We start from the raw sequence: 19,059 nt of genomic DNA on the forward strand, positions 1-19,059 counted from the left end.
GGCATGGCGGACGACATATCAGGTAAGAAGCCCGGCACGAAATTGGTTGGCGCGGGGCGGCGCAAGGAATGGACCGGTCAGGTCGTCAACCCGCCGATCTGGCGCGCCAGCACACATCTTTACGCCAGCGAGGCCGACCGCAAGGCTGGCGGATCTCAGCCCAAGGATGGTAAGTTCTACTACGGCCGTCAGGGCGCACCAACACAGTGGGCTCTGGCCGAGGCACTGACCCAGCTGGAGCCAGGCGCGGCGGGCACAATGCTCTATCCCAGCGGCGTTGCCGCCATTAACAGCGCGCTGCTGAGCGTACTGAAACCCGGCGATGTCTTGCTGATCAGCGACAATTCCTATGAGCCGTCGCGGGTCATGGCGATGGGTTTTCTAAAACGCTGGGGCGTGGAGGCGCGGTTTTTCGACCCACTCGATATCGCCGCCTACGAGGCGCTATTCTGCGAGCGAACCAAGGCCGTGTGGCTCGAAAGCCCCGGCAGCCTGACGATGGAAGTGTGCGATGTGCCCGAGCTGACCCGGATTGCGCGGGAGCGCGGCGCGGTGAGCCTGATCGACAACACCTGGGCGAGTGCGATTGGCTTTCCAGCGCTTGAGCGCGGATGTGACATATCAGTGATGAGCCTCACCAAGCATGTCAGCGGGCATTCTGACCTGATGATGGGGGCGGCCAGCGCGGGTGAGCGCTTCTATCGCCGCCTACGCCAGACAAGTCAGCAAATGGGCAACGTTGTCTCACCCGATGATGCGGCGCTGGCTTTGCGCGGCCTGCGAACGATGGAAATCAGGCTGGAGCGCGGCGTGCAAAGCGCGCGCGCGATTGCCGCGTGGCTGCGCGATAGGCCAGAGGTTGCCGCCGTGCAGTGCCCGGTGCTGGAAGGCGATGCGGGTTACGAGCTGTGGCGCCGCGATTTCACCGGCGGATGCGGCCTGTTCAGCTTCACTTTGGCCGATGCGACAGCGGAAAGCCGCGCGGCCCTGGTCGACAATCTCAAGCTGTTCGGGATCGGCTATTCCTGGGGCGGGTATGAAAGCCTCGCTCTGCCTTATGACGCCGCGCCCATTCGCGATGCGATGCCTGTACCTGGAGCAGAGGCAGGCGGCGGTGATGATGCTGGCCCAGATACTAGCGCTGCCATGAGCATTCGCCTATCAATCGGCCTAGAAGACCCAGATGATTTGATTGCAGATCTGCAAACCGGCTTTGCCGCGATGAAAGATTTATGACCGCCACAGCGCCCCCTACCCCATCCGACGAAACTTCCGCTGCCACCAATGGCGCAGATGCGGGCACTCTGCCCGCACCGGACGCGCCCGCAACCGGTCAGGCCTGGACCATGGCGGAAACCGCGCCGGATCAAGAAACCGAGATCATCGCCAGCGAGGGCATTCGCGACGGGATCGCCTCGCAAAGCAAGGCCGCCGGTTCCGTGGTCGACACACTGGATGCCTGGGCGCTGAGCATTGGCGACATGCGTGTGTCGCTGTTCGATATCTTGCTAGTAATTGGCGTGATTGCGCTGGTCATCACCGGCGCGATGCTGGCGATCCGCCTGTGCAAGAACCTGCTGGGCCGAGTGACACGGTTCGATTCCACTCAGCGTTTGCTGGCGGAAAAGCTCAGCACCATGGCGGTGTGGGGATTGGCGTTCTTTATCGGGATCGACCTACTTGGCATTGATCTCACGGCGCTGGCCTTCTTTGGCGGCGCATTTGGCCTGGCGATTGGTTTTGGCCTTCAGAAAACCTTTGGTAACTTGATCTCAGGCATCCTGCTGCTGATGGATAAGTCGATCAAGCCGGGCGATGTGATCTCCGTCACCGATCAGGCAGGCAATGAAAGCTTTGGCCAGATCCGCAAGATCGGCATTCGCGCCATATCCGTCATCACCCGTGATCAGACCGAATATCTGATCCCGAACGAAAACCTGATGATCAATCAGGTGGTCAATTGGTCCTATTCCTCGCGCGATGTGCGGGTAAAAGCACCTGTTGGCGTGTCTTATAGCAGCGACATGAAACTGGTTGAAAAGCTGCTTTATCAGGCGGTTGACGAAACTGACCGGATTTTGAACGCACCCAGGCCGCGCGTGAATATCATGGGCTTTGGCGACAATTCAGTCGATTTTGAAATCCGCTTCTGGATCCAGGACCCGGAAGAAGGCCTCGCGAACATCCGCTCTGACGTTTACAAGCGAGTGTGGGAATTGTTCGATGAAAATGACGTCGAAATTCCATTCCCTCAACGCGATCTGCACCTTCGCTCCAGCAAGCAAATGGACCGCTTGATCGAAGTCATGTCGGCGAAGAACTCCATCTAACCCCCGGCGATCTGCGGTTACGGCGAGCCCGCAATAGCTTTGCTAAAGGTGCGCAAATCCATTCTCACTGGCGTGATCGCGGCGGGCAGCCCATTTCGCCTCCATGGAAAAGACAGGCACAATCTATCTGGTTGGCGCAGGCCCGGGTGATCCCGATCTGCTGACCCTGCGCGCGGCGCGGCTGCTCGAGGCGGCTGAGCTGGTGGTGCATGACGGTCTGGTAAGCCGCGAAATACTCGCGATGGCTCCGGCCACGGCTGAGTTTATCTCTGTTGCGAAACAGCGCGCACGGCACACTCTGCCTCAAGACGATATCAACGCCTTGCTGATCCGCGAGGCGAAGAAAGGCCGCGATGTGATCCGCCTTAAGGGCGGGGACCCGCTCGTCTTCGGACGCGGCGGTGAAGAAGCCGAAGACGCCCGCGCCGCCGGTGTCCCCGTGGTGATCGTGCCCGGCATCAGCGCCGCCAATGGCGCGGCCGCAGCGGCGCAAATCGCCCTAACCCACCGCGACGCGTCCAGCATTGTCAGTTTTGTCGCTGGGCAATGCAAAGGTCTGTCGGATCAGGATTGGTCCGGCCTCGCTGGCAAGGGCCGCACGCTAGTGATCTACATGGGTGTCAAAACTGCGCCTCAGATCGCCGAGAAATTGATGGCAGACGGCCTTGCGCCTGATGTCCCCGTCGCCGTGATCGAAAACGCTGCTCGCCCCGAAATGCGGGTTGTGCGCGGATTGCTGGCGGGTCTGCCGCAGCTCGTCACGGCCAACAAGATCAAAAGCCCCGCGCTCATCGTGATTGGCGATGTGACCGCGCGGGATGACCATTCAATCGCAAACACCGCCGCTAAGGCGCAGGAAACACAGGCCGCCACATGAATATCCTCACAGGAAATGACCTCAAGACCGGCGAAGTCGTCTGGTGGGACGGCCAGAACTGGTCGCTATCCGTGCATGACGCCGTCGATGTTGGCGACATGGGCGAGCAAATCCTCGCCGCTGAAGAAGCCGCGCGCCGGGTGAACGTGCCCTACGCGCTGGTCGCCAGCCGCACCGAAGAAGGCGTGCGGCCTGCTCATATTAAGGACCGGGTGCGCGCACTCGGCCCAACGGTCCGCCGCGATCTCGCGGTGCCGACTGCCTCCAAAACCGGCTGGGACTGGGTGATTTAAGATGTATCAGTATGACCAATACGACCAAGCGATGGTCGACGCCCGCGTTGAGGAATTCCGCGATCAGGCTCAGCGCCGCCTCGATGGCAAGCTGACCGAAGACCAGTTCAAGCCGTTGCGGCTGATGAACGGCCTGTACCTGCAACTCCACGCCTACATGCTGCGCGTCGCAATCCCTTATGGCACGCTCAACTCGCGGCAGATGATCGCGCTGGGCGATATCGCGGATAAATATGATCGCGGTTATGGCCACTTCACCACGCGGCAAAATCTGCAATACAATTGGATCAAGCTGGAAGATGCGGCGGACATTCTCGCCGACCTGTCCAAGGTTGAGATGCACGCGATCCAGACCAGCGGCAATTGCATTCGCAACATCAGCTCCGATCACTTTGCCGGCGCTGCCCATGACGAGCTGATCGATCCGCGTCCCTATGCCGAGCTGCTGCGCCAATGGTCGAGTTTCCACCCGGAGTTCACCTATCTGCCGCGCAAGTTCAAAATCGCCGTCATCGCGGCAGAGACTGACCGCGCGGCCATGCGGCTGCACGACATCGGTATTCAGATCGTGAAGAACGACGCGGGCGAGATTGGCGCGAGCTTCTATGTTGGCGGCGGCATGGGCAGGACCCCGATGATAGCCCCGCAAATTCGCGAATTTGTGCCTCTGGATCAGCTGGTTACCTACGCCGAGGCGTGCCTGCGGGTCTACAATCGCTATGGCCGCCGCGACAATAAGTACAAGGCGCGGATCAAGATCCTGGTCCATGAAATGGGCGCGGAGGAATACACCCGTCAGGTCGAGGAAGAGTTCGCGCATCTGCTGGAGCAAGGCGTTGAGCCGCCTCTGGCTGAGCTGGAGCGGATCAAGCCGTTCTTTGCTGATCCGGCGTTTGAAGACGGACCCAAGAGCATTGACCGCTCTGATCCGGACTTTGCGCTGTGGGTTGACCGCAACACCGTGCGCCACAAGCACGACAGCTATGTCAGTGCGGTCATCAGCCTTAAGCCGGTTGGCGGCATCCCAGGCGATGCAACGGGCGACCAGATGCGTCTGATGGCTAAGCTCGCCAAGCAATACAGCTTTGATGAGCTGCGCGTTATGCACACGCAAAACATCGTCCTGCCGCATGTGCGGATTGCGGACTTGCACGCGCTTTGGACCGAGCTGGAGGCGGCGGACCTCGGCGCGCCGAACCTCGACACGATCGAGGACATCATCGCCTGCCCGGGCCTAGATTATTGCGCACTCGCCAATGCCCGCTCAATTCCACTGGCTCAGCGGATTTCGGAGAATTTTGCGAAGAACGGCCGGACCGAAGAGCTCGGCCAGCTGAAGCTCAAAATCTCAGGCTGCATCAACGCCTGCGGGCATCACCATGCGGGCCACATCGGCATTCTTGGCGTCGATAAGAAAGGCACAGAGAACTACCAGCTCTCGCTCGGCGGCAGCGAGGCGGAAGACGTGAGCCTCGCCAAAATCACCGGCCCCGGCTTCGACGAGGACGGCGTGATCAAGGCGGTTGAAACCGTCACCGACGTCTATCTTGAGACCCGCGAGGATGGCGAACGCTTCCTCGACACCTACCGCCGCATCGGCATGACCCCGTTTAAGGAGGCGTTGTATGATTGAGCGAGGCCTCAGGACCGACGCCCTATCGGGCCACTCGGCTCATCTCCACTTACATTTTGCCAGCGGTCAGCCCGCAAAAGGAGGCCAGGATGGCTGATAAGACCGATCTTGGAACCAGCCCGGACGACGTGCAATTCCGTTTCCGCGATGATGAAGTCGCGGACCATGGCACGGTCACCGTTGATGCCTGCTGCGATCAGACCAACGCCACCGCCGTTCGGATCGAACCGGGCGATGATGCGCGCGTGCTCTTGCCGTTCCTAGACCGGCTCGCGCTGGTCGAGGTGAACTTCCCCAGCTTCGGCGACGGGCGCGGCTATTCCGCTGCCCGGATCCTGCGCGAGGCCGGATATGAGGGCGAACTCCGCGCGGTTGGTGATGTGCTGATCGATCAGCTTTCGCATATGCGCCGCTGCGGCTTTGATGCCTTTGCGCCGGACAAACCACTCGATGAAGACGATGCCCGCCGCGCCTTTGAAGGTTTCGGCAATGTCTATCAAAGCGCCGCCGATGCCAGAGAGAGTGGACGCCGCACAATCGCAGAACTGCGCCATGAGTGAGACCCGCCAGATAGACCGGTTAGAGACCGGACCGCGCTTTACCGAGCACGACGCCGTGCGCCTCAACCGCATGTTTCGCGGCTCCAGCACGCTGGAAATGCTTGAAGGCGTGCTCAAGGGCAGCCTGGCTGGCGATGTTACCACCGTCTCCAGCTTTGGCGCGGAAAGCGCGGTGCTGCTGCACTTAATCGCTCAGGTTGATCCCAATGTGCCAGTGCTGTTTCTAGACACCGGCAAGCATTTTGAAGAGACGATTGCCTACCGCGACGAGGTGGCGGCAAAGATCGGCCTCACCAATCTGATCGTGCTGACCCCGGATGAGGCGGAGCTCGCCAAGAAGGACGAGACTGGCCTGCGCTGGTCATACGATCCCGATGGCTGCTGCGAAATCCGCAAGGTGATCCCGCTGGCCAAGGCTTTGGCGAATTACGATGCCAGCTTCACCGGGCGCAAGGCGTTCCAATCGAGCACGCGGGCCAATTTGCCGCGCTTTGAAGTCGATACGTCTGATGCGCAAGGCCGGCTGAAAATCAACCCGCTGATCGATTGGTCGGCGGACGATATCAAAGCCTATTTTGAAGAGCATGATCTGCCGCGCCACCCACTAGTGGCCGAGGGTTATCCTTCGATTGGCTGCGCACCGTGCACGCACAAAGTTGCCGATGGCGAAGACGCGCGCTCTGGACGTTGGAAAGGCTGGGACAAGACCGAATGCGGCATCCACAAGCCAGGCGAGGAACCGTTCCTCTAAGGCGTTCAGGAAGGCGTTAAAGCCAGCCTTTATCGCGGTACCATTTGGCGGTCTGAGCGAGGCCTTCCTCGCTGGGTATCTTGGGTTTCCAAATCCGGGCAGGCACCGCTTTCAGCGTTCGCGCAACCCAATTGGGATGGCACATATAGCCGACCCGGTCGGCGGTCAGCTTGGCCTTGTCACCGCGCAGCATCTTATCCGCGCGCGCCGCGGCGCTCAACACGCCAGCGGGCAGGTTTGGCGCAAGCACCTTGCGCCCCATCGCCGCGCCTATTGCATGGGCGAGCTCTTTATGGCTCCAACCACCCTCGCGGCCATCGTCCGGCTCAAACAGCACGCGGCTGGGCGCGACCGGCCCCGTCAACACAAGCAGCAATTCGGCCAAATCCTGCACATGGATAATCGAGGTTGCCCCGCGCGGCGGCAGAGGCACGAAGCCCCATTTCGCGCTGCGGAACAGCTCAAACATATCCGTATCGCGCGGGCCATAAACCGCCGGCGGACGCACTGTCGTCCAATCAAGGCCGCTGGCCTCAACCAATGTCTCCGCCCGCGCCTTTGACGCACCATAGGCGGACAAATCTGGCTCGCGCGCGGACAGCGAGGAGACAAACACGAAGCGCTTCACGCCTACAGCCTTCGCGGCGGCGATCATATTCTGAGTGCCAAGCACATTGGCAACTTCAAATTCTGTCGGATCGGGCGTGTTGGTGAGCCCGGCGATATGAACCACCGCATCCACGCCGCTGATCAACTTTGCGAGGGCCTCCACATCGCTCAAGGTGCCCTGAACCCAGGTGACGCCTTTGCGCGGCGGCTGTTCACGCCGGGTCAGCGCGCGGACCTCATGCTCGCTATCCGTTGTGGCAACGTCCAAAAACGCTTGACCCACAAAGCCAGTGGACCCTGTGACGGCCAGCTTCACAGCAGCACCAAATGATCGCGGTGCACCACCGCCGCGCGCGGAGCGTAGCCGAGCACTTTGGCCTGATGATCGTGGCGCAGGCCCGCAATCCGGCGGCAACTGACGGCGTCATATTCAGACAGACCTTGAGCCAGAACGGTGCCGTTCGCCGCACACACGGTGATCAAATCGCCGCGTTGGAACGAGCCCTCGACCGCAGTTATCCCGACCGCGAGCACGCTCGCCCCGTCCTTGGTTAGAGCCCTTTTGCAGCCCGCATCGACCGTGATACTGCCCTCTGGCGCCAAGCGCCCGCCAAGCCATGTTTTACGCGCATCGCCAACATCCTGGGCCGCAAACAAAGTGCCAATACCATGATCTTGCAGTCGCGCGATCGGCGCATCATGCGTGCCATTGACAATGGCGAGCGCAATTCCAGCGCGCTCAGCAATCTGCGCGGCTTGCAATTTGGCGGTCATCCCGCCCGATCCCAGCCCAGATGAGGAGGCATCGCTGGCCATGGCGGTCACATCCGGTGTCACGCGGTCGACCCTCTCAATCAGGCGCGCGTCATCTTCTCCTGGAGGTTTGTTGTACAGCCCGTCAACATCGGACAGCAGCAGTACGGCATCAGCATTCGCCGCCTGCGCCACGCGCGCGGCCAGCCGGTCATTGTCGCCAAAGCGGATTTCTTCGGTCGCCACGCTGTCATTCTCGTTGACGACCGGTACCGCACCCGCCTCGAGCAATCGTTCAAGCGTCGCCGAGGCATTAAGATAGCGTCGCCGATCCTCCAGGTCGCCAATCGTCACCAGCATTTGCGCCGCTGTAATGTCATGCGCGCCCAGAGCCTCTGCCCACAGCTGCGCCAGCGCCACTTGACCAACACTCGCCGCCGCCTGCGCATCGGCCAGGCTCGCCCGGCCGCCCTTCGGCAGGCCAAGCCGAGCCGCACCAAGCGCAATCGCGCCGGAACTGACTAGGATCACTTGTTGACCGCCCGCGCGCAGCCGCGCGACATCGGCGATCAATGTTGCAAGCCATTCGCGGCGCGGCGCACCGTCCCGGACCAACAAGGCCGAGCCAATCTTGACCACCAGGCGCGGGCAAGCGGCGGGATCAACGAAAGCGCTTAAATCGGCGACCATTCGCCCGCATCCCCATCCTCGCTTTCGGGAAGCTCTTCGACCTCTGCGGCCTTCGTCTCGGTCGAGGTGCGATCCGGTAGAAAACCGAGCACCGCGTCGAGCAATGGCTCAATCCCTGCCCCGCTCGCGCCAGAGATCACAAACACCTCGTCCGCGCCAGCGGCTTTCAGCTCCTCGGTAAAGCCCTCCGCCAGCTCATCATCGGCCAGATCAACCTTGTTGAGCACGATCAGCTGCGGCTTGTCTTCTAGCGCGGCGCCGTAGGCTTCGAGTTCTTCGGCCACCACGCGCATCGCCTCGGCCGGGTCATCGCCGGAGATGTCGATCAAATGGATGAGTACGCGGCACCGCTCGATATGCCCCAGGAACCGGTCGCCAATCCCTGCGCCTTCTGCGGCACCCGCGATCAGGCCAGGAATATCCGCGATCACAAATTCACGCGCCTTGTGGCGCACCACGCCCAACTTAGGCACCAGTGTGGTGAAGGCGTAATGCCCGACCTTCGCCTGGGCATTGGACACGGCGTTGATGAAGGTCGATTTGCCCGCATTGGGCAGGCCAACCAAACCCACGTCGGCAAGCAGTTTCAACCGCAGCCACACCCATGCCTCTTCGCCCGGTTCACCCGGTTGATGCTGGCGCGGGGCGCGATTGGTAGAGCTTTTGTACGAAGCATTGCCGCGCCCGCCCTGCCCGCCTTCCATAAAGACGATGCGCTGGCCCACCTCGGTAAAATCGGCAAGCACGTCTTCCTTGTCCTCGGAGAGCACCTGAGTTCCGACCGGGACTTTAACGACCAAGTCCTTCGCGCCAGCGCCGGTGCGGTCGCGGCCCATGCCGTGCCCGCCGCGCGGCGCCTTGAAATGCTGCGAATAGCGAAAATCGATCAGCGTGTTGAGGCCGCCAACAGCCTCAAAGATAATATCGCCGCCCTTGCCACCTTTACCGCCGTCTGGACCGCCATATTGGATGTACTTTTCGCGCCGAAAGCTAACCGCTCCCGGCCCGCCGCCGCCCGACTTTAGGTATATCTTGGCTTGATCAAGGAAATGCATGGAGTGCTCCTATGCATTTCCTTGACAGAAAGCGAGAGCTTAGAACCTTGCCTCGATACCAACGGTCACAGTGCGGCCCGGACTGACGAAACTGAACACCTGCTCATATTCCTCATCCAGCAAGTTTTCCGCACGCGCGAACAGACTGACGCCGTCTGTCAGATCGTAGCGCGCATTGACGTTCACAAGCGTAAAATCATCAAGGGTGGTGACAGGTGCGGGAAAAGCGCCAGTGCTAAAATCACTGTCGAGAGCTTCACCATTATGGCGAACGACCAAAGTGGCAGAAGCTTTGTCGTCAGCAGAAGTCCATGTTAGCGCGGCACTCGCTATGCTTTCGGGACGTCGCACTTCAACCGCTCCATTCTCCTCAGCATCAAGATAAGTGTAGGCAGCGTTGACGCTCCAATTCCGTCCGATCTGCGCCGATACAGCAAATTCGATCCCTTGTTGTTCGCTTTCCGTATCGCGATTGCCCGGTGTGGCAATGAAAGTCGGCGGAGGGAAAACCGTGAAGATTTCACCATCGAGCTCAGCGTTGAAATAGGTGACAGAAAGCATCCCGTTGCCATCAAGAAAGCGCTGATCCACGCCCACTTCCCAGCTGGTCGATTCCTCTGGTTCCAAGTCAGGATTGCCAACAAACACACCATCGAAAAAGCCGAATAGTTCGAAAAAGGTCGGATTCTTGACCCCTGAACCAAGAGCCGCGCGAAGGCGTGTTGTATCAGTGACATTTAGGCCTGCTGCCGCACGGAAAGTGGTCGTATCCTGAAACCGGTCGTTAAAGTCTTGCCGCAAGGCTGCCGAAAAATCGAAACGGTCCCCGTCGTAACGGTACTCACCGACTAAACCGACATTCTCCACCTCACGGCGTTCGTTGAAGGTGGACACATTGTTGAAGCCTTCCTGCTCATAATCAGCAGCAAAGGTGATATTGTGTTCGCTTTGTCCAAAATCAAAACTGCTGACATACGACGCCTTGAACCGGTCGCTTTCCATGTCACTCGTAATGGCTGAACCGTCAAAAGTACTGCGGTTAATATTGGCAAATTGAACCGAAAGATCGTGTATCCAAGACTGATCAAGCGTCTCAAGCCGCGCGCCGACCAAGCCATATAACGCAGTGCTTTCAAAACCGACGCCCGGGCTATCAATCACAAGGCCGAGCGTAGGGCTGCCGAAGGTGAAGTCCTGATTGTTTGTTTCGCCTGATGTGTCAACGAACCGGCCAACCGCGCGTATATGCAGCGCGTTGGAAACTTCGCCAGAGATACGGCCAGACAAAGTATAACTGTCTCGCCCGATATCCCGCTCACCGCCCCGAGCATTTGGCTCCCCATCGGTGCTGACTACGGTAGCAGATAGCGATGTTTCTGCATCGCCGATGCGCGTTCCCCACCGCGCTGCCGCGTTGATTGTCTCGTTGGAACCGGCCTCCAGCCGGCCTGTAAAACCATCAATGTGCGCCAGACGATAGGCTACCACGCCGCCGATCGCATCATTGCCGTAAAGCGCCGATTGCGGGCCGCGCAGCACTTCGACATAACTGCCGATCTCAGCCTGAAGCGTGCCTATATCGAATTCACCGCTGCCAGGATCGGAAACCTCGATGCCGTCGACCAGCACTAGAACATGATTGGCCTCGCTTCCGCGCAGACGAATTTGGGTCTGACCTGCAATGCTGGAAACCGCGACACCGGGCACATCGCGCAGCACATCGGCAATGTCGCGGACCTGACGTTGTTCGATCTGCCTTCGGGTTACGATCGCCGTGGAAGCCGTCGATTCTGACAATCGCGTCGTCCGCAGTCGACTGCTGGTAACGAGAATACCGTCTTCTGGAAGAATGCCAGTTGGCAAAATGACGTTCGGATCGATTTCTTCGTCAGTATAAACGCCCTCATTCTGCGCAGCGGCATGGCTGCCACAACTGAGCGCAAACACAGCAGCGGCGCTGCTCAACAATAGATTTCTCAAGATAATTCCCTTCATCCAAAGCAACGGACTGCGCGGCGTTACCCCCTACGCAGTCCCATTAATCGTCGCTCGAGACGAAAATTCTTTCGCGCCGGATCAATCCCTGAACCAGGCCACAAGCGACACGCTCTGGTCGGTCTCCTGGCTCACGGATCATCGCTCTTGCCTCTCACCTTCCCAGGCGGCCATTCACGGCCTTCCCAGTGGCTGCGCGCTCGTATCCAAGCCCGCGCGAGGTCAATCACTCACCGCTTACAGTTGCAGGGACAGCCGCGGCTTTGGGGCCAATGGCCCCGCACCGCATTCCCGTTACCAATGCGTGTCGCTCGGTTAGTCAGCTTTTGTAGAGGGCGCAAGCCCGCGCTACTAAGACCCCGGATCCGCGGCGGCGGGATCGGCATCAGGGATCGGCTGCGTCACCGGCTGAGAGACCGTGCTCTCGTCCACCGGCACAATCGGCACCTGTGCATTCCCGCTGGTTCCCGGATCAGCCACAAAGCCAGAGGGCGGCGGGGTTGAGCCGAAATTGCCCGATTGGCGCGCGGCCTGAACTGCGACCCAGCCCGGCTGAGACGCGCCGTAGCGCTCGCCATAGCGGGCATCCCAAGCGGCCGAATCCCGCTGGTACTGCTCATAATCGGCGAAGAAGTTGTGAAACGGCGCTTCCTTCAGCTCAAAATTGCTCATCGCAAAGGCGATTGGATCATCATCTGGTGCGGCGAGATAGCGGTTCGAGATATCAAGCGCATTGTTGCAGAAGCTTGCCCGAGCAGGTGGCAGCGCAAAAAAGTTATAGACGCTGGTCATCTTGCTTTCACGCGCCATAATCGCACTACGGCGAGAGCTCAGCTGGCTGCGATAGACCCGATCAATCCGATCGTTCACTTGTTTCAGCGCGCGCGAATGCTTCGAGATGTACGAACTGTATGCGGTAAGCACCGGCGCATGTTGCAGAGCGGTGCAATTGAGCGCGGCGACATTCCAGGCGGAACGGAAATGCCAGACCTTTTCATCATCGCTGATCCCACGATTGATCGTGATGCGCTGACCATCGGCACCGGTGGCCGGAATGTTCATCACATAGGATGCGCCGCCTGGCGGCAATGGCCGGGACGGGATCGCCTCAACAATGGGAGGCGGCGGCGGAGGTGGCGGAGGCGGTGGCGGAGTGGTGGTACAGGCGCCCAGCGTGGCTGCACCAGCAGCGACAGTTAGAATACGCAGCCCCAAGTTGGAGCCAGCGGACGTGCCATCGGAATTGGATGCGACCTCATGGGTCAATTGCGTTACCGGCGTCTGGGCCAGTTGTGCTGCGCTCATTAGGAAGTGCCTCTCTCAAAATCGTAACCCACCCCAGGCATTATGCCATGTGCATGCGCTAGACTGCATTGCCCCAAGCTGAAGCGCAATGGGTTACTGCGCTTGTGCATCAAAACAAATGCCCAGAGCGCTCTAAACGCCCCGGGCATCAAAAGTTTGCAATCATTTATCGGTTGGCGCGGCAAGGTTTGCGTCAAACCGCGCTGGCTGTGCGTTCAAATCAGTCGCGGTTGCCGAGGAACTGCAACAGGAACATGAACATGTTCACGAAGTCGAGGTACAGATTGGTCGCGCCCATGATCACGGCTTTGCCGATGAAGGACGTTCCGCGGATCTGCTGATACTGGTTTTTCAGCATCTGCGTATCGTAAGCGGTCAGACCAGCAAAGATCAGCACGCCGAGCCCGCTGATGACAAATGCCATGGTTTCCGATCCCAGGAACATGTTGATCACCATGGCGATGATCAGGCCGATTACGCCCATGATCAGGAAACTGCCCCAGCCAGAAATGTCTTTCTTCGTGGTGTAGCCCCACAGCGACAAACCAGCGAAGGCCGCAGCCGTGGCAAAGAATGTCACAGCGATGGATTCACCGGTGTAGACAAGGAAAATCGTCGACATCGAAATGCCCATGACGGTCGCGAACGACCAGAACACGATTTGCAGGGTCGACTGGCTCATCTTGTGCAGGCCAAAGCTCATCGCGAGCACGAAGGCCAGCGGCGCAAGTTTCACCGCCCAGAACAACAGGCCGCCATTTACGGCGAGCCAATAGGCTGGCGATTCAACACCGCCCCAGGAAAACAGAATTGCGACAATACCTGTCAGCAATACGCCCGAGCTCATGTAATTGTAGATTGAGAGCATGTGCTTGCGCAGGCCCTCATCATACGTCTCACCGGCAAGGTTCCCGCCGGCACGGGGTACAGAAGAGCCAAAGGCTTGCTGTGATTGCTGAGTGTCTTTCCAATCAGACATGGTCATCCCTACATTTAAAAGCGGGCGCGGACATACGCGCCTTCACCAAGTAATATCGTGATTTTTGCCGTGTATTTCAAGCAAAACCGTTTGGCGGTGCTTACGTTACGTTAAGGTTGCTATCACGCTGATTTATCGTCACTTTACGCCAATTCATCGCCTTTTTGCGCGGTTGCGGCCAAGGTCGCCCGCAAAAGCGCGCGCAACGCAGCCCCATCATCCAGCACATTTAGGCCTTCGCGCGTCATCCCGCCGGGGCTGGCCACTTGATCGGCCAGTTGCCCCGGAGAGCTTGTCGCATTGCCCGCCAGAGAGGCTGCGCCCTCCACCATGGTCAGCGCCAATCGATCGGCCGAAGCCCGATCAAGCCCGAGGTCCGTCGCCGCACCAGCAAGCGAATCAATAAAGCGGTAGACAAAGCCTGGGCCGGAGCCCGCCAGCGCAGTCATCAGGTTAAACTGCGCCTCATCTTCCAGCCAGACTGCACTGCCCAAAAGATCGTACAGCGCAAAGACATTGTCACGCTCCGCTGTATCAAGGCCGCTTTGCGCCAGAATGACCGGCGATTTGCCGATACGAGCGGCGAGATTGGGCATCACGCGAACATGCGCGCGGGCATCAGGAAATGCCTCTACAAGGCCCGCCAGAGTGATCCCCGCCAGCAAGGAATGCACCGCCACTTTCGGCCCCGCAGCGGGCTGAAGCAGCGGGCGCAAGTCCGATAGTTGCTGAGGCTTTACGCCGAGCAGGATCGCATCATGATCGGAATCATGCGGAATCTCGCGGTGCAGATCCACGCCGCCGGGCGCGCGCTCCATAGAGCGGTCGACCACCACAAAGCGGCTCGGGTCCGCCCCATCCGCCAGCCACCCAGCCAGCATCGCGCCCGCCATATTGCCGCAACCAAAAATGAGAACCTTGGACATAATCGCCCCTACCAATCGCGTCTAACCAGCGAGAGAGTTACGCCTCGCCAGCGGCATCGACAAGCGCACTGTCGAGCGCGGCACGCGGGGCCTTGTCACCCCACAGCACGAATTGGAATGCCGGATAGAACCGATCGCATTCATCAATCGCCGTTTCAACCAGCGATTGCGCTTGGGTCAGGCTGAGCATGCCATCATCGCCCAACATCGCGCCGTGACGATAGAGCAGCACATCGCCATTCGACCAAATGTCGAAATGGCCGAGCCACATCTGCTCATTGACCAGGCACAGCAATTCATAGGCCGCCGGTCGCTTCTCTGCACTCACGCGAATGTCGGGCAGCGCGATAAATTGCAGCACATTATCCTCTGCCCGCCAGATCGCGCGCAGTTGATACTTCGTCCAGCTGCCCTGTACTTCGCCGGTCAGCTCGTCATTGGATACGATCTCGCACGGCCAGCCGCGCGCCTCGAACAAGGCCGCCAGCATATCGACCGGCGCGGCATCTTCCGAAGCGCTGAATTCGTTCTCGCGCGGTCTCATGGTTTGGCTATCTTTGTCATCGGCAATGACAGATGCATCGGCAAAGGGTCGCTTTGCAATGTGAATGCGGCGGGCGGCTGGGGAGAACCCTATTGCGCTGTTCAAAGCCTGTGCACAGAAACCTGTTCGTAACCCAAATTTCTATTTAAGTTCCTGAATTTCCTGACCTTCTGGACTCGTATAAGTAAAACTATCCAGACCTTGGGCGCGCAGGGCCGTGACCAGTTGACGGGCCTCTTGCGCAGTGCCGAGCGGCCCCGCGAGCAAGCGATTGGCCTCTCCCCAACGCACGACATGCGGATCGAGGCCGCTCAATTCATCCGGTGCAGTCCGGTTGAAACGCCGCCAATCGAACCGCAAAGCCGAGCGATCTTTGCCCGTTGCAACCTGCACCCATTGTCGGCGCGGATGCTCTGGCTCTTCCGGTTCCGCTTCGACCTCGCTCTCACGCGGGATTTCAATCGCAGCTAGGTCGACCGCTCCCTCACCAGCTCTTGTAACGCGCGGCACATCGGAGCCAAACTCGGCAAAGGCATCGGCAACACTTGCGCGCGAGGCAGGCTCGGTTTCGCGGGTGTTGATCCGCGCGAGGTCAAACCCTGGGCGCGGCGATTCTCCTCCAGTCGGAGCAGTCGCGGCAGTTTCGCCTGCTCGGGCCACACGAACAGTCTCTGCCGAAGCAGGTGTAGCAGGCTGCGTTTCAGGCGCCGCAGCGATCGCAACGGGAGGCGTGGAAGAAGAAGGCTCGATCTGCTCAACGCCGGGAGTAAAGCTCTGCTCGGCGGTATCACCCGCATCGGCGACCCGGCCCAGCGGTTCTCCCGCGGGGGCAAGACGGGTGTCCGCTGCGCTCGCAATGGCTCTGCCCTGTGCTGCATATTCCGCAATGCGCGGATCATCGCGGCCCACTTGCGCGGCGGCGGGGAAGATACCGAGATTGGCGGCGGCCGCCTGCTGAGCCTTGGTCAGGCGCGGCATGAAGGCGAGATAGGGCGTCATACGCGCGGCCAAATCGCGCGGCATGACCGCATCGACAATCGCCGCTGCTTCGTCCTGCTCGCCCAATATCGCCAAGCCAAAGGCCTGCGTGCGGAAAGCCGCAAAATCGCGCGCCTCCAATTGCGGCCTCAGGCTCGCCTCAAATGCTTGCTTGTCACCGGCAATTGCGTGGCTCAGCGCAAGACGCCGGACCACTTCACTGTCTTCAGTGAGCGCCAAGGCATCACGGTAGCTCGCCTGGGCGGCTTGATTGTTGCCAACCAGATCGAAGGCCAGACCGCGGTCACCCATAACGTCGCGGGAGGAAGCGCCTGCGGCCTCTGCCTCATTGAACAGCCTCAGCGCCTCAATGGGCCGATCGGACCGCAGGAAAACCGCTGCCATACCCATCTTGACCCGCGAATCCGTCGGCGAAATATCCTGGGCGCGGCCAAAGAAGCCGATCGCTGCATCCATATCGCCCAGCAGCATCGCCGCATTGCCCGCCTCTATCAGAGTGCTGAGATCGCGCGGACTGCGCGCCAAGCGCCGCAGCGCGCGGTTGAGACGCTGAACCTGAGCCGATGGCAACGGCTGCACCACTTCGCGCGATGTCGCCCCGCTGTCTTGCGCGTGGGCAGGCACGGCAGGCATGCTCAAGCCAAGTCCGGCGCTGACGGCAAATATCGCAAGCGGCATACGCCGGGCAATGCCGGACAGAAAAAGCGAACGGGGGGACCGCAGAATCATAGTTCCTCTAACTAGACCACTTTCGCTAGCGAAAGCGAACTGAAAGCGAGGTGAACACCGCACATTGGAGAATTTCGCCCCATTCATCATTGAAAGCGCTTGGCATTGAGCCGCAGAGCATCGAGGCGGCGGGTTAGAGCGGTGCGACCAAGTCTAACGCAAATCGGGCGAGTGCATCGCTGCACCCGCCCGATTAATGAAACGCGTTTTGCGCGCGGTTACTGGTTGTTCTGGCGTCCGAGGAAGCGCGGAATGCTGAGCGCTGGTGCGTCTTCGCCGCTTTTATCCTCTTCCTCTTCGTCCTCCGCATCGTCCGATCCGGAGCTGCGCGAGAGGTTGGCCATACGTTCAAACAGAGTGCTGCCACCGCCAGAGGCTGCACCTGCCGCGCCGCCGCCACCTGCGCTGGCGCTATCACCATGGCCGGAACCAAGAATGCCGGACCGGCGCGAAGGCACGCCGGATTTAACCGGATTGTCTTCTTCAGCCAGACGGTCTGCGCTTGCTAGCAAATCATCACCGTTATCCGCATCGTCTTCGGGTACTTCTGCGGTCAGATCGAGAGCGGCTTCGCCCTCGTCACTCTCATCCTCCGCATCCACGCCAAAGCCAGTCTCTGCAGCCGAACCAAACGCGTCATCATCTGCTGGTTCTGGCATGCCGCCATCGCCCAAACCGGCTTCTGCATCGCGCAAACCGGCCAGTGGGTCGACAATGCCATCAACATCATCATCGTCCGGCTCGCCCAGATCATCGCCCGCCTGCATGCCGGAAAGATCAAACGGCTCCACCGAAATCGGCTCTTCTTCTGCTTCTTCTTCGATCTCGTCCACTTCCGGTTCGGACAGGATCATTGGCTCGGGCTCTGACAGGGTCAACGGTTCAGCTTCAGCAGCCTCCGCGACCTCTTCTTCACCGGGCAATGGCAGAACTGGACGCTTCGGCGCGCGCGCACTCGACAAAGCGACAGGAGCGCTGTCCCGTGTCGTGCCAACCGCGCCTTGCTCTATACCGGTCGCGACCACGCTAACGCGGATCTTGCCGTCGAGATCGGGATTAAACGCGCTTCCCCAGATGATGTTTGCATCATCGTCCACCAGCTCACGAATGTGATTTGCCGCCTCGTCGACTTCGAGCAGCTTCATGTCTTCGCCGCCGATGATCGAGATGATCACGCCCTTGGCGCCCTGCATGCTGACACCATCGAGCAGCGGGTTGGCAATCGCCTGTTCCGCCGCATCGAGTGCGCGGTTTTCGCCCTCGCCCTCGCCTGTGCCCATCATGGCTTTGCCCATTTCGCTCATCACGGAGCGTACATCGGCAAAGTCGAGATTGATCAGGCCCGGCATCACCATCAGATCGGTGATCGAGCGAACGCCCTGCTGCAGCACTTCATCGGCCAGCTGGAACGCTTCTTTGAAGGTGGTTTCTGCCTGCGCGACCAGGAACAGGTTCTGGTTCGGGATAACGATCAGAGTGTCGACATGCTCTTGCAGCTCGTCAATGCCAGCCTCTGCCGCGCGCATCCGCCGCGTGCCTTCGAACAGGAATGGCTTGGTCACCACACCGACCGTCAACACGCCTTTGCGGCGAGCGGCCTCGGCGATCACTGGGGCTGCGCCAGTACCGGTGCCGCCGCCCATGCCAGCGGCGATGAAGACCATGTTCACGCCTTCCAGCGCGGTCTCGATTTCAGAGACGGTTTCTTCCGCCGCCGCTTTGCCCACTTCTGGCCGAGCGCCTGCGCCCAAGCCGCCGGTGATATCCGGCCCCAGCTGAATGCGGGTCGCCGCCGGGCTGCTGCTCAGCGCCTGAGCATCCGTGTTGGCAACAATGAATTCGACACCTTCGATGTCGGATTCAATCATATTCGCAATCGCATTGCCGCCAGCGCCGCCAATACCCACCACGGTAATGCGGGGCCGCATGTCATCGCTCGCTGCTGGTCCGATATTAATGCTCATCAATTATCCCTTTCAGGCGAGAGACGACCCATCCTTGTCCCGCCATACGTAATATTTCTCTATACTT

Annotated in this window: 17 protein-coding genes and 1 riboswitch; of the genes, 7 read left to right on the forward strand and 10 right to left on the reverse strand. The window is 59.9% G+C overall.

Going from position 1 to position 19,059, the window contains the following annotated elements; genetic code table 11:
- Positions 1 to 3: 3 nt before the first annotated feature.
- The 7 genes from metC to AC0V6O_RS11635 all read left to right on the forward strand — a co-directional run bounded on the left by metC (position 4) and on the right by AC0V6O_RS11635 (position 6,444).
- Positions 4 to 1,236, forward strand: coding sequence for a cystathionine beta-lyase (gene metC, locus AC0V6O_RS11605; RefSeq protein ID WP_486144151.1), 1,233 nt, complete (start codon positions 4 to 6; stop codon positions 1,234 to 1,236).
- Complete coding sequence (locus AC0V6O_RS11610; protein WP_486144153.1) at positions 1,233 to 2,330, forward strand: mechanosensitive ion channel family protein; 1,098 nt, start codon at positions 1,233 to 1,235, stop codon at positions 2,328 to 2,330. Before metC ends, AC0V6O_RS11610 begins: the two co-directional genes overlap by 4 nt.
- A gap of 103 nt (positions 2,331 to 2,433) precedes the next feature.
- Positions 2,434 to 3,207 carry a uroporphyrinogen-III C-methyltransferase gene (gene cobA / locus AC0V6O_RS11615; RefSeq protein WP_486144155.1) on the forward strand — a complete coding sequence of 258 codons (774 nt, stop codon included), beginning with the start codon at positions 2,434 to 2,436 and terminating at the stop codon, positions 3,205 to 3,207.
- Positions 3,204 to 3,500 carry a DUF2849 domain-containing protein gene (locus AC0V6O_RS11620; protein ID WP_472644507.1) on the forward strand — a complete coding sequence of 99 codons (297 nt, stop codon included), beginning with the start codon at positions 3,204 to 3,206 and terminating at the stop codon, positions 3,498 to 3,500. Before cobA ends, AC0V6O_RS11620 begins: the two co-directional genes overlap by 4 nt.
- A gap of 1 nt (position 3,501) precedes the next feature.
- On the forward strand, positions 3,502 to 5,133 hold the full coding sequence (locus AC0V6O_RS11625; RefSeq protein ID WP_486144157.1) for a nitrite/sulfite reductase: 1,632 nt from the start codon (positions 3,502 to 3,504) through the stop codon (positions 5,131 to 5,133).
- A gap of 89 nt (positions 5,134 to 5,222) precedes the next feature.
- Entirely contained in the window at positions 5,223 to 5,693 is a 471-nt protein-coding gene (locus tag AC0V6O_RS11630; RefSeq protein ID WP_486144159.1) for a DUF934 domain-containing protein, read from the forward strand.
- Positions 5,686 to 6,444 carry a phosphoadenylyl-sulfate reductase gene (locus AC0V6O_RS11635; RefSeq protein ID WP_486144161.1) on the forward strand — a complete coding sequence of 253 codons (759 nt, stop codon included), beginning with the start codon at positions 5,686 to 5,688 and terminating at the stop codon, positions 6,442 to 6,444. Before AC0V6O_RS11630 ends, AC0V6O_RS11635 begins: the two co-directional genes overlap by 8 nt.
- 16 nt (positions 6,445 to 6,460) lie before the next feature.
- Here the strand turns inward: AC0V6O_RS11635 and AC0V6O_RS11640 are convergent, their stop codons facing one another.
- The 10 genes from AC0V6O_RS11640 to ftsZ form a co-directional block, all read right to left on the reverse strand.
- Entirely contained in the window at positions 6,461 to 7,369 is a 909-nt protein-coding gene (locus AC0V6O_RS11640; RefSeq protein WP_486144163.1) for an NAD-dependent epimerase/dehydratase family protein, read from the reverse strand.
- On the reverse strand, positions 7,366 to 8,496 hold the full coding sequence (proB, locus tag AC0V6O_RS11645; RefSeq protein ID WP_486144165.1) for a glutamate 5-kinase: 1,131 nt from the start codon (positions 8,494 to 8,496) through the stop codon (positions 7,366 to 7,368). Before proB ends, AC0V6O_RS11640 begins: the two co-directional genes overlap by 4 nt.
- Complete coding sequence (cgtA, locus tag AC0V6O_RS11650; RefSeq protein ID WP_472639428.1) at positions 8,481 to 9,551, reverse strand: Obg family GTPase CgtA; 1,071 nt, start codon at positions 9,549 to 9,551, stop codon at positions 8,481 to 8,483. The genes proB and cgtA overlap by 16 nt, the downstream gene beginning before the upstream one ends.
- A gap of 39 nt (positions 9,552 to 9,590) precedes the next feature.
- The gene (locus AC0V6O_RS11655) at positions 9,591 to 11,516 is read right to left on the reverse strand and encodes a TonB-dependent receptor plug domain-containing protein (protein WP_486144168.1); all 1,926 of its coding nucleotides are present in this window, start codon (positions 11,514 to 11,516) and stop codon (positions 9,591 to 9,593) included.
- Between the two features lie 129 nt (positions 11,517 to 11,645).
- A riboswitch (cobalamin riboswitch) is annotated at positions 11,646 to 11,863 on the reverse strand.
- Positions 11,864 to 11,897: 34 nt separating this feature from the next.
- The gene (locus tag AC0V6O_RS11660) at positions 11,898 to 12,851 is read right to left on the reverse strand and encodes a hypothetical protein (RefSeq protein WP_486144170.1); all 954 of its coding nucleotides are present in this window, start codon (positions 12,849 to 12,851) and stop codon (positions 11,898 to 11,900) included.
- A 220-nt stretch (positions 12,852 to 13,071) separates the two neighbouring features.
- Positions 13,072 to 13,830: a Bax inhibitor-1/YccA family protein gene (locus AC0V6O_RS11665; protein WP_486144172.1), complete on the reverse strand. Its 759-nt coding sequence runs from the start codon at positions 13,828 to 13,830 to the stop codon at positions 13,072 to 13,074.
- A 143-nt stretch (positions 13,831 to 13,973) separates the two neighbouring features.
- Positions 13,974 to 14,756 (reverse strand): pyrroline-5-carboxylate reductase family protein, encoded by a 783-nt coding sequence (locus AC0V6O_RS11670; RefSeq protein ID WP_486144174.1) that lies wholly within the window; start codon positions 14,754 to 14,756, stop codon positions 13,974 to 13,976.
- A gap of 37 nt (positions 14,757 to 14,793) precedes the next feature.
- Positions 14,794 to 15,300, reverse strand: a complete 507-nt coding sequence (locus tag AC0V6O_RS11675) for a type III secretion system chaperone family protein (RefSeq protein WP_472640802.1) — start codon at positions 15,298 to 15,300, stop codon at positions 14,794 to 14,796.
- 141 nt (positions 15,301 to 15,441) lie between these two features.
- Positions 15,442 to 16,932: a tetratricopeptide repeat protein gene (locus AC0V6O_RS11680; protein WP_486144176.1), complete on the reverse strand. Its 1,491-nt coding sequence runs from the start codon at positions 16,930 to 16,932 to the stop codon at positions 15,442 to 15,444.
- A 314-nt stretch (positions 16,933 to 17,246) separates the two neighbouring features.
- Entirely contained in the window at positions 17,247 to 18,992 is a 1,746-nt protein-coding gene (ftsZ, locus tag AC0V6O_RS11685) for a cell division protein FtsZ (RefSeq protein ID WP_486144178.1), read from the reverse strand.
- Positions 18,993 to 19,059 lie beyond the last annotated feature (67 nt).

It is taken from the genome of Erythrobacter sp. JB2-19 (assembly GCF_057365005.1).

Excerpts from the sequence above, each read along its gene's own strand:
- metC (WP_486144151.1), top strand. The coding sequence starts at position 4 with ATGGCGGACGACATATCAGGTAAGAAGCCCGGCACGAAATTGGTTGGC.
- AC0V6O_RS11620 (WP_472644507.1), top strand. The coding sequence starts at position 3,204 with ATGAATATCCTCACAGGAAATGACCTCAAGACCGGCGAAGTCGTCTGG.
- cobA (WP_486144155.1), top strand. The coding sequence starts at position 2,434 with ATGGAAAAGACAGGCACAATCTATCTGGTTGGCGCAGGCCCGGGTGAT.
- AC0V6O_RS11670 (WP_486144174.1), bottom strand. The coding sequence starts at position 14,756 with ATGTCCAAGGTTCTCATTTTTGGTTGCGGCAATATGGCGGGCGCGATG.
- AC0V6O_RS11635 (WP_486144161.1), top strand. The coding sequence starts at position 5,686 with ATGAGTGAGACCCGCCAGATAGACCGGTTAGAGACCGGACCGCGCTTT.
- AC0V6O_RS11665 (WP_486144172.1), bottom strand. The coding sequence starts at position 13,830 with ATGTCTGATTGGAAAGACACTCAGCAATCACAGCAAGCCTTTGGCTCT.
- proB (WP_486144165.1), bottom strand. The coding sequence starts at position 8,496 with ATGGTCGCCGATTTAAGCGCTTTCGTTGATCCCGCCGCTTGCCCGCGC.
- AC0V6O_RS11680 (WP_486144176.1), bottom strand. The coding sequence starts at position 16,932 with ATGCCTGCCGTGCCTGCCCACGCGCAAGACAGCGGGGCGACATCGCGC.
- AC0V6O_RS11675 (WP_472640802.1), bottom strand. The coding sequence starts at position 15,300 with ATGAGACCGCGCGAGAACGAATTCAGCGCTTCGGAAGATGCCGCGCCG.
- AC0V6O_RS11625 (WP_486144157.1), top strand. The coding sequence starts at position 3,502 with ATGTATCAGTATGACCAATACGACCAAGCGATGGTCGACGCCCGCGTT.
- AC0V6O_RS11630 (WP_486144159.1), top strand. The coding sequence starts at position 5,223 with ATGGCTGATAAGACCGATCTTGGAACCAGCCCGGACGACGTGCAATTC.
- cgtA (WP_472639428.1), bottom strand. The coding sequence starts at position 9,551 with ATGCATTTCCTTGATCAAGCCAAGATATACCTAAAGTCGGGCGGCGGC.
- AC0V6O_RS11610 (WP_486144153.1), top strand. The coding sequence starts at position 1,233 with ATGACCGCCACAGCGCCCCCTACCCCATCCGACGAAACTTCCGCTGCC.
- ftsZ (WP_486144178.1), bottom strand. The coding sequence starts at position 18,992 with ATGAGCATTAATATCGGACCAGCAGCGAGCGATGACATGCGGCCCCGC.
- AC0V6O_RS11660 (WP_486144170.1), bottom strand. The coding sequence starts at position 12,851 with ATGAGCGCAGCACAACTGGCCCAGACGCCGGTAACGCAATTGACCCAT.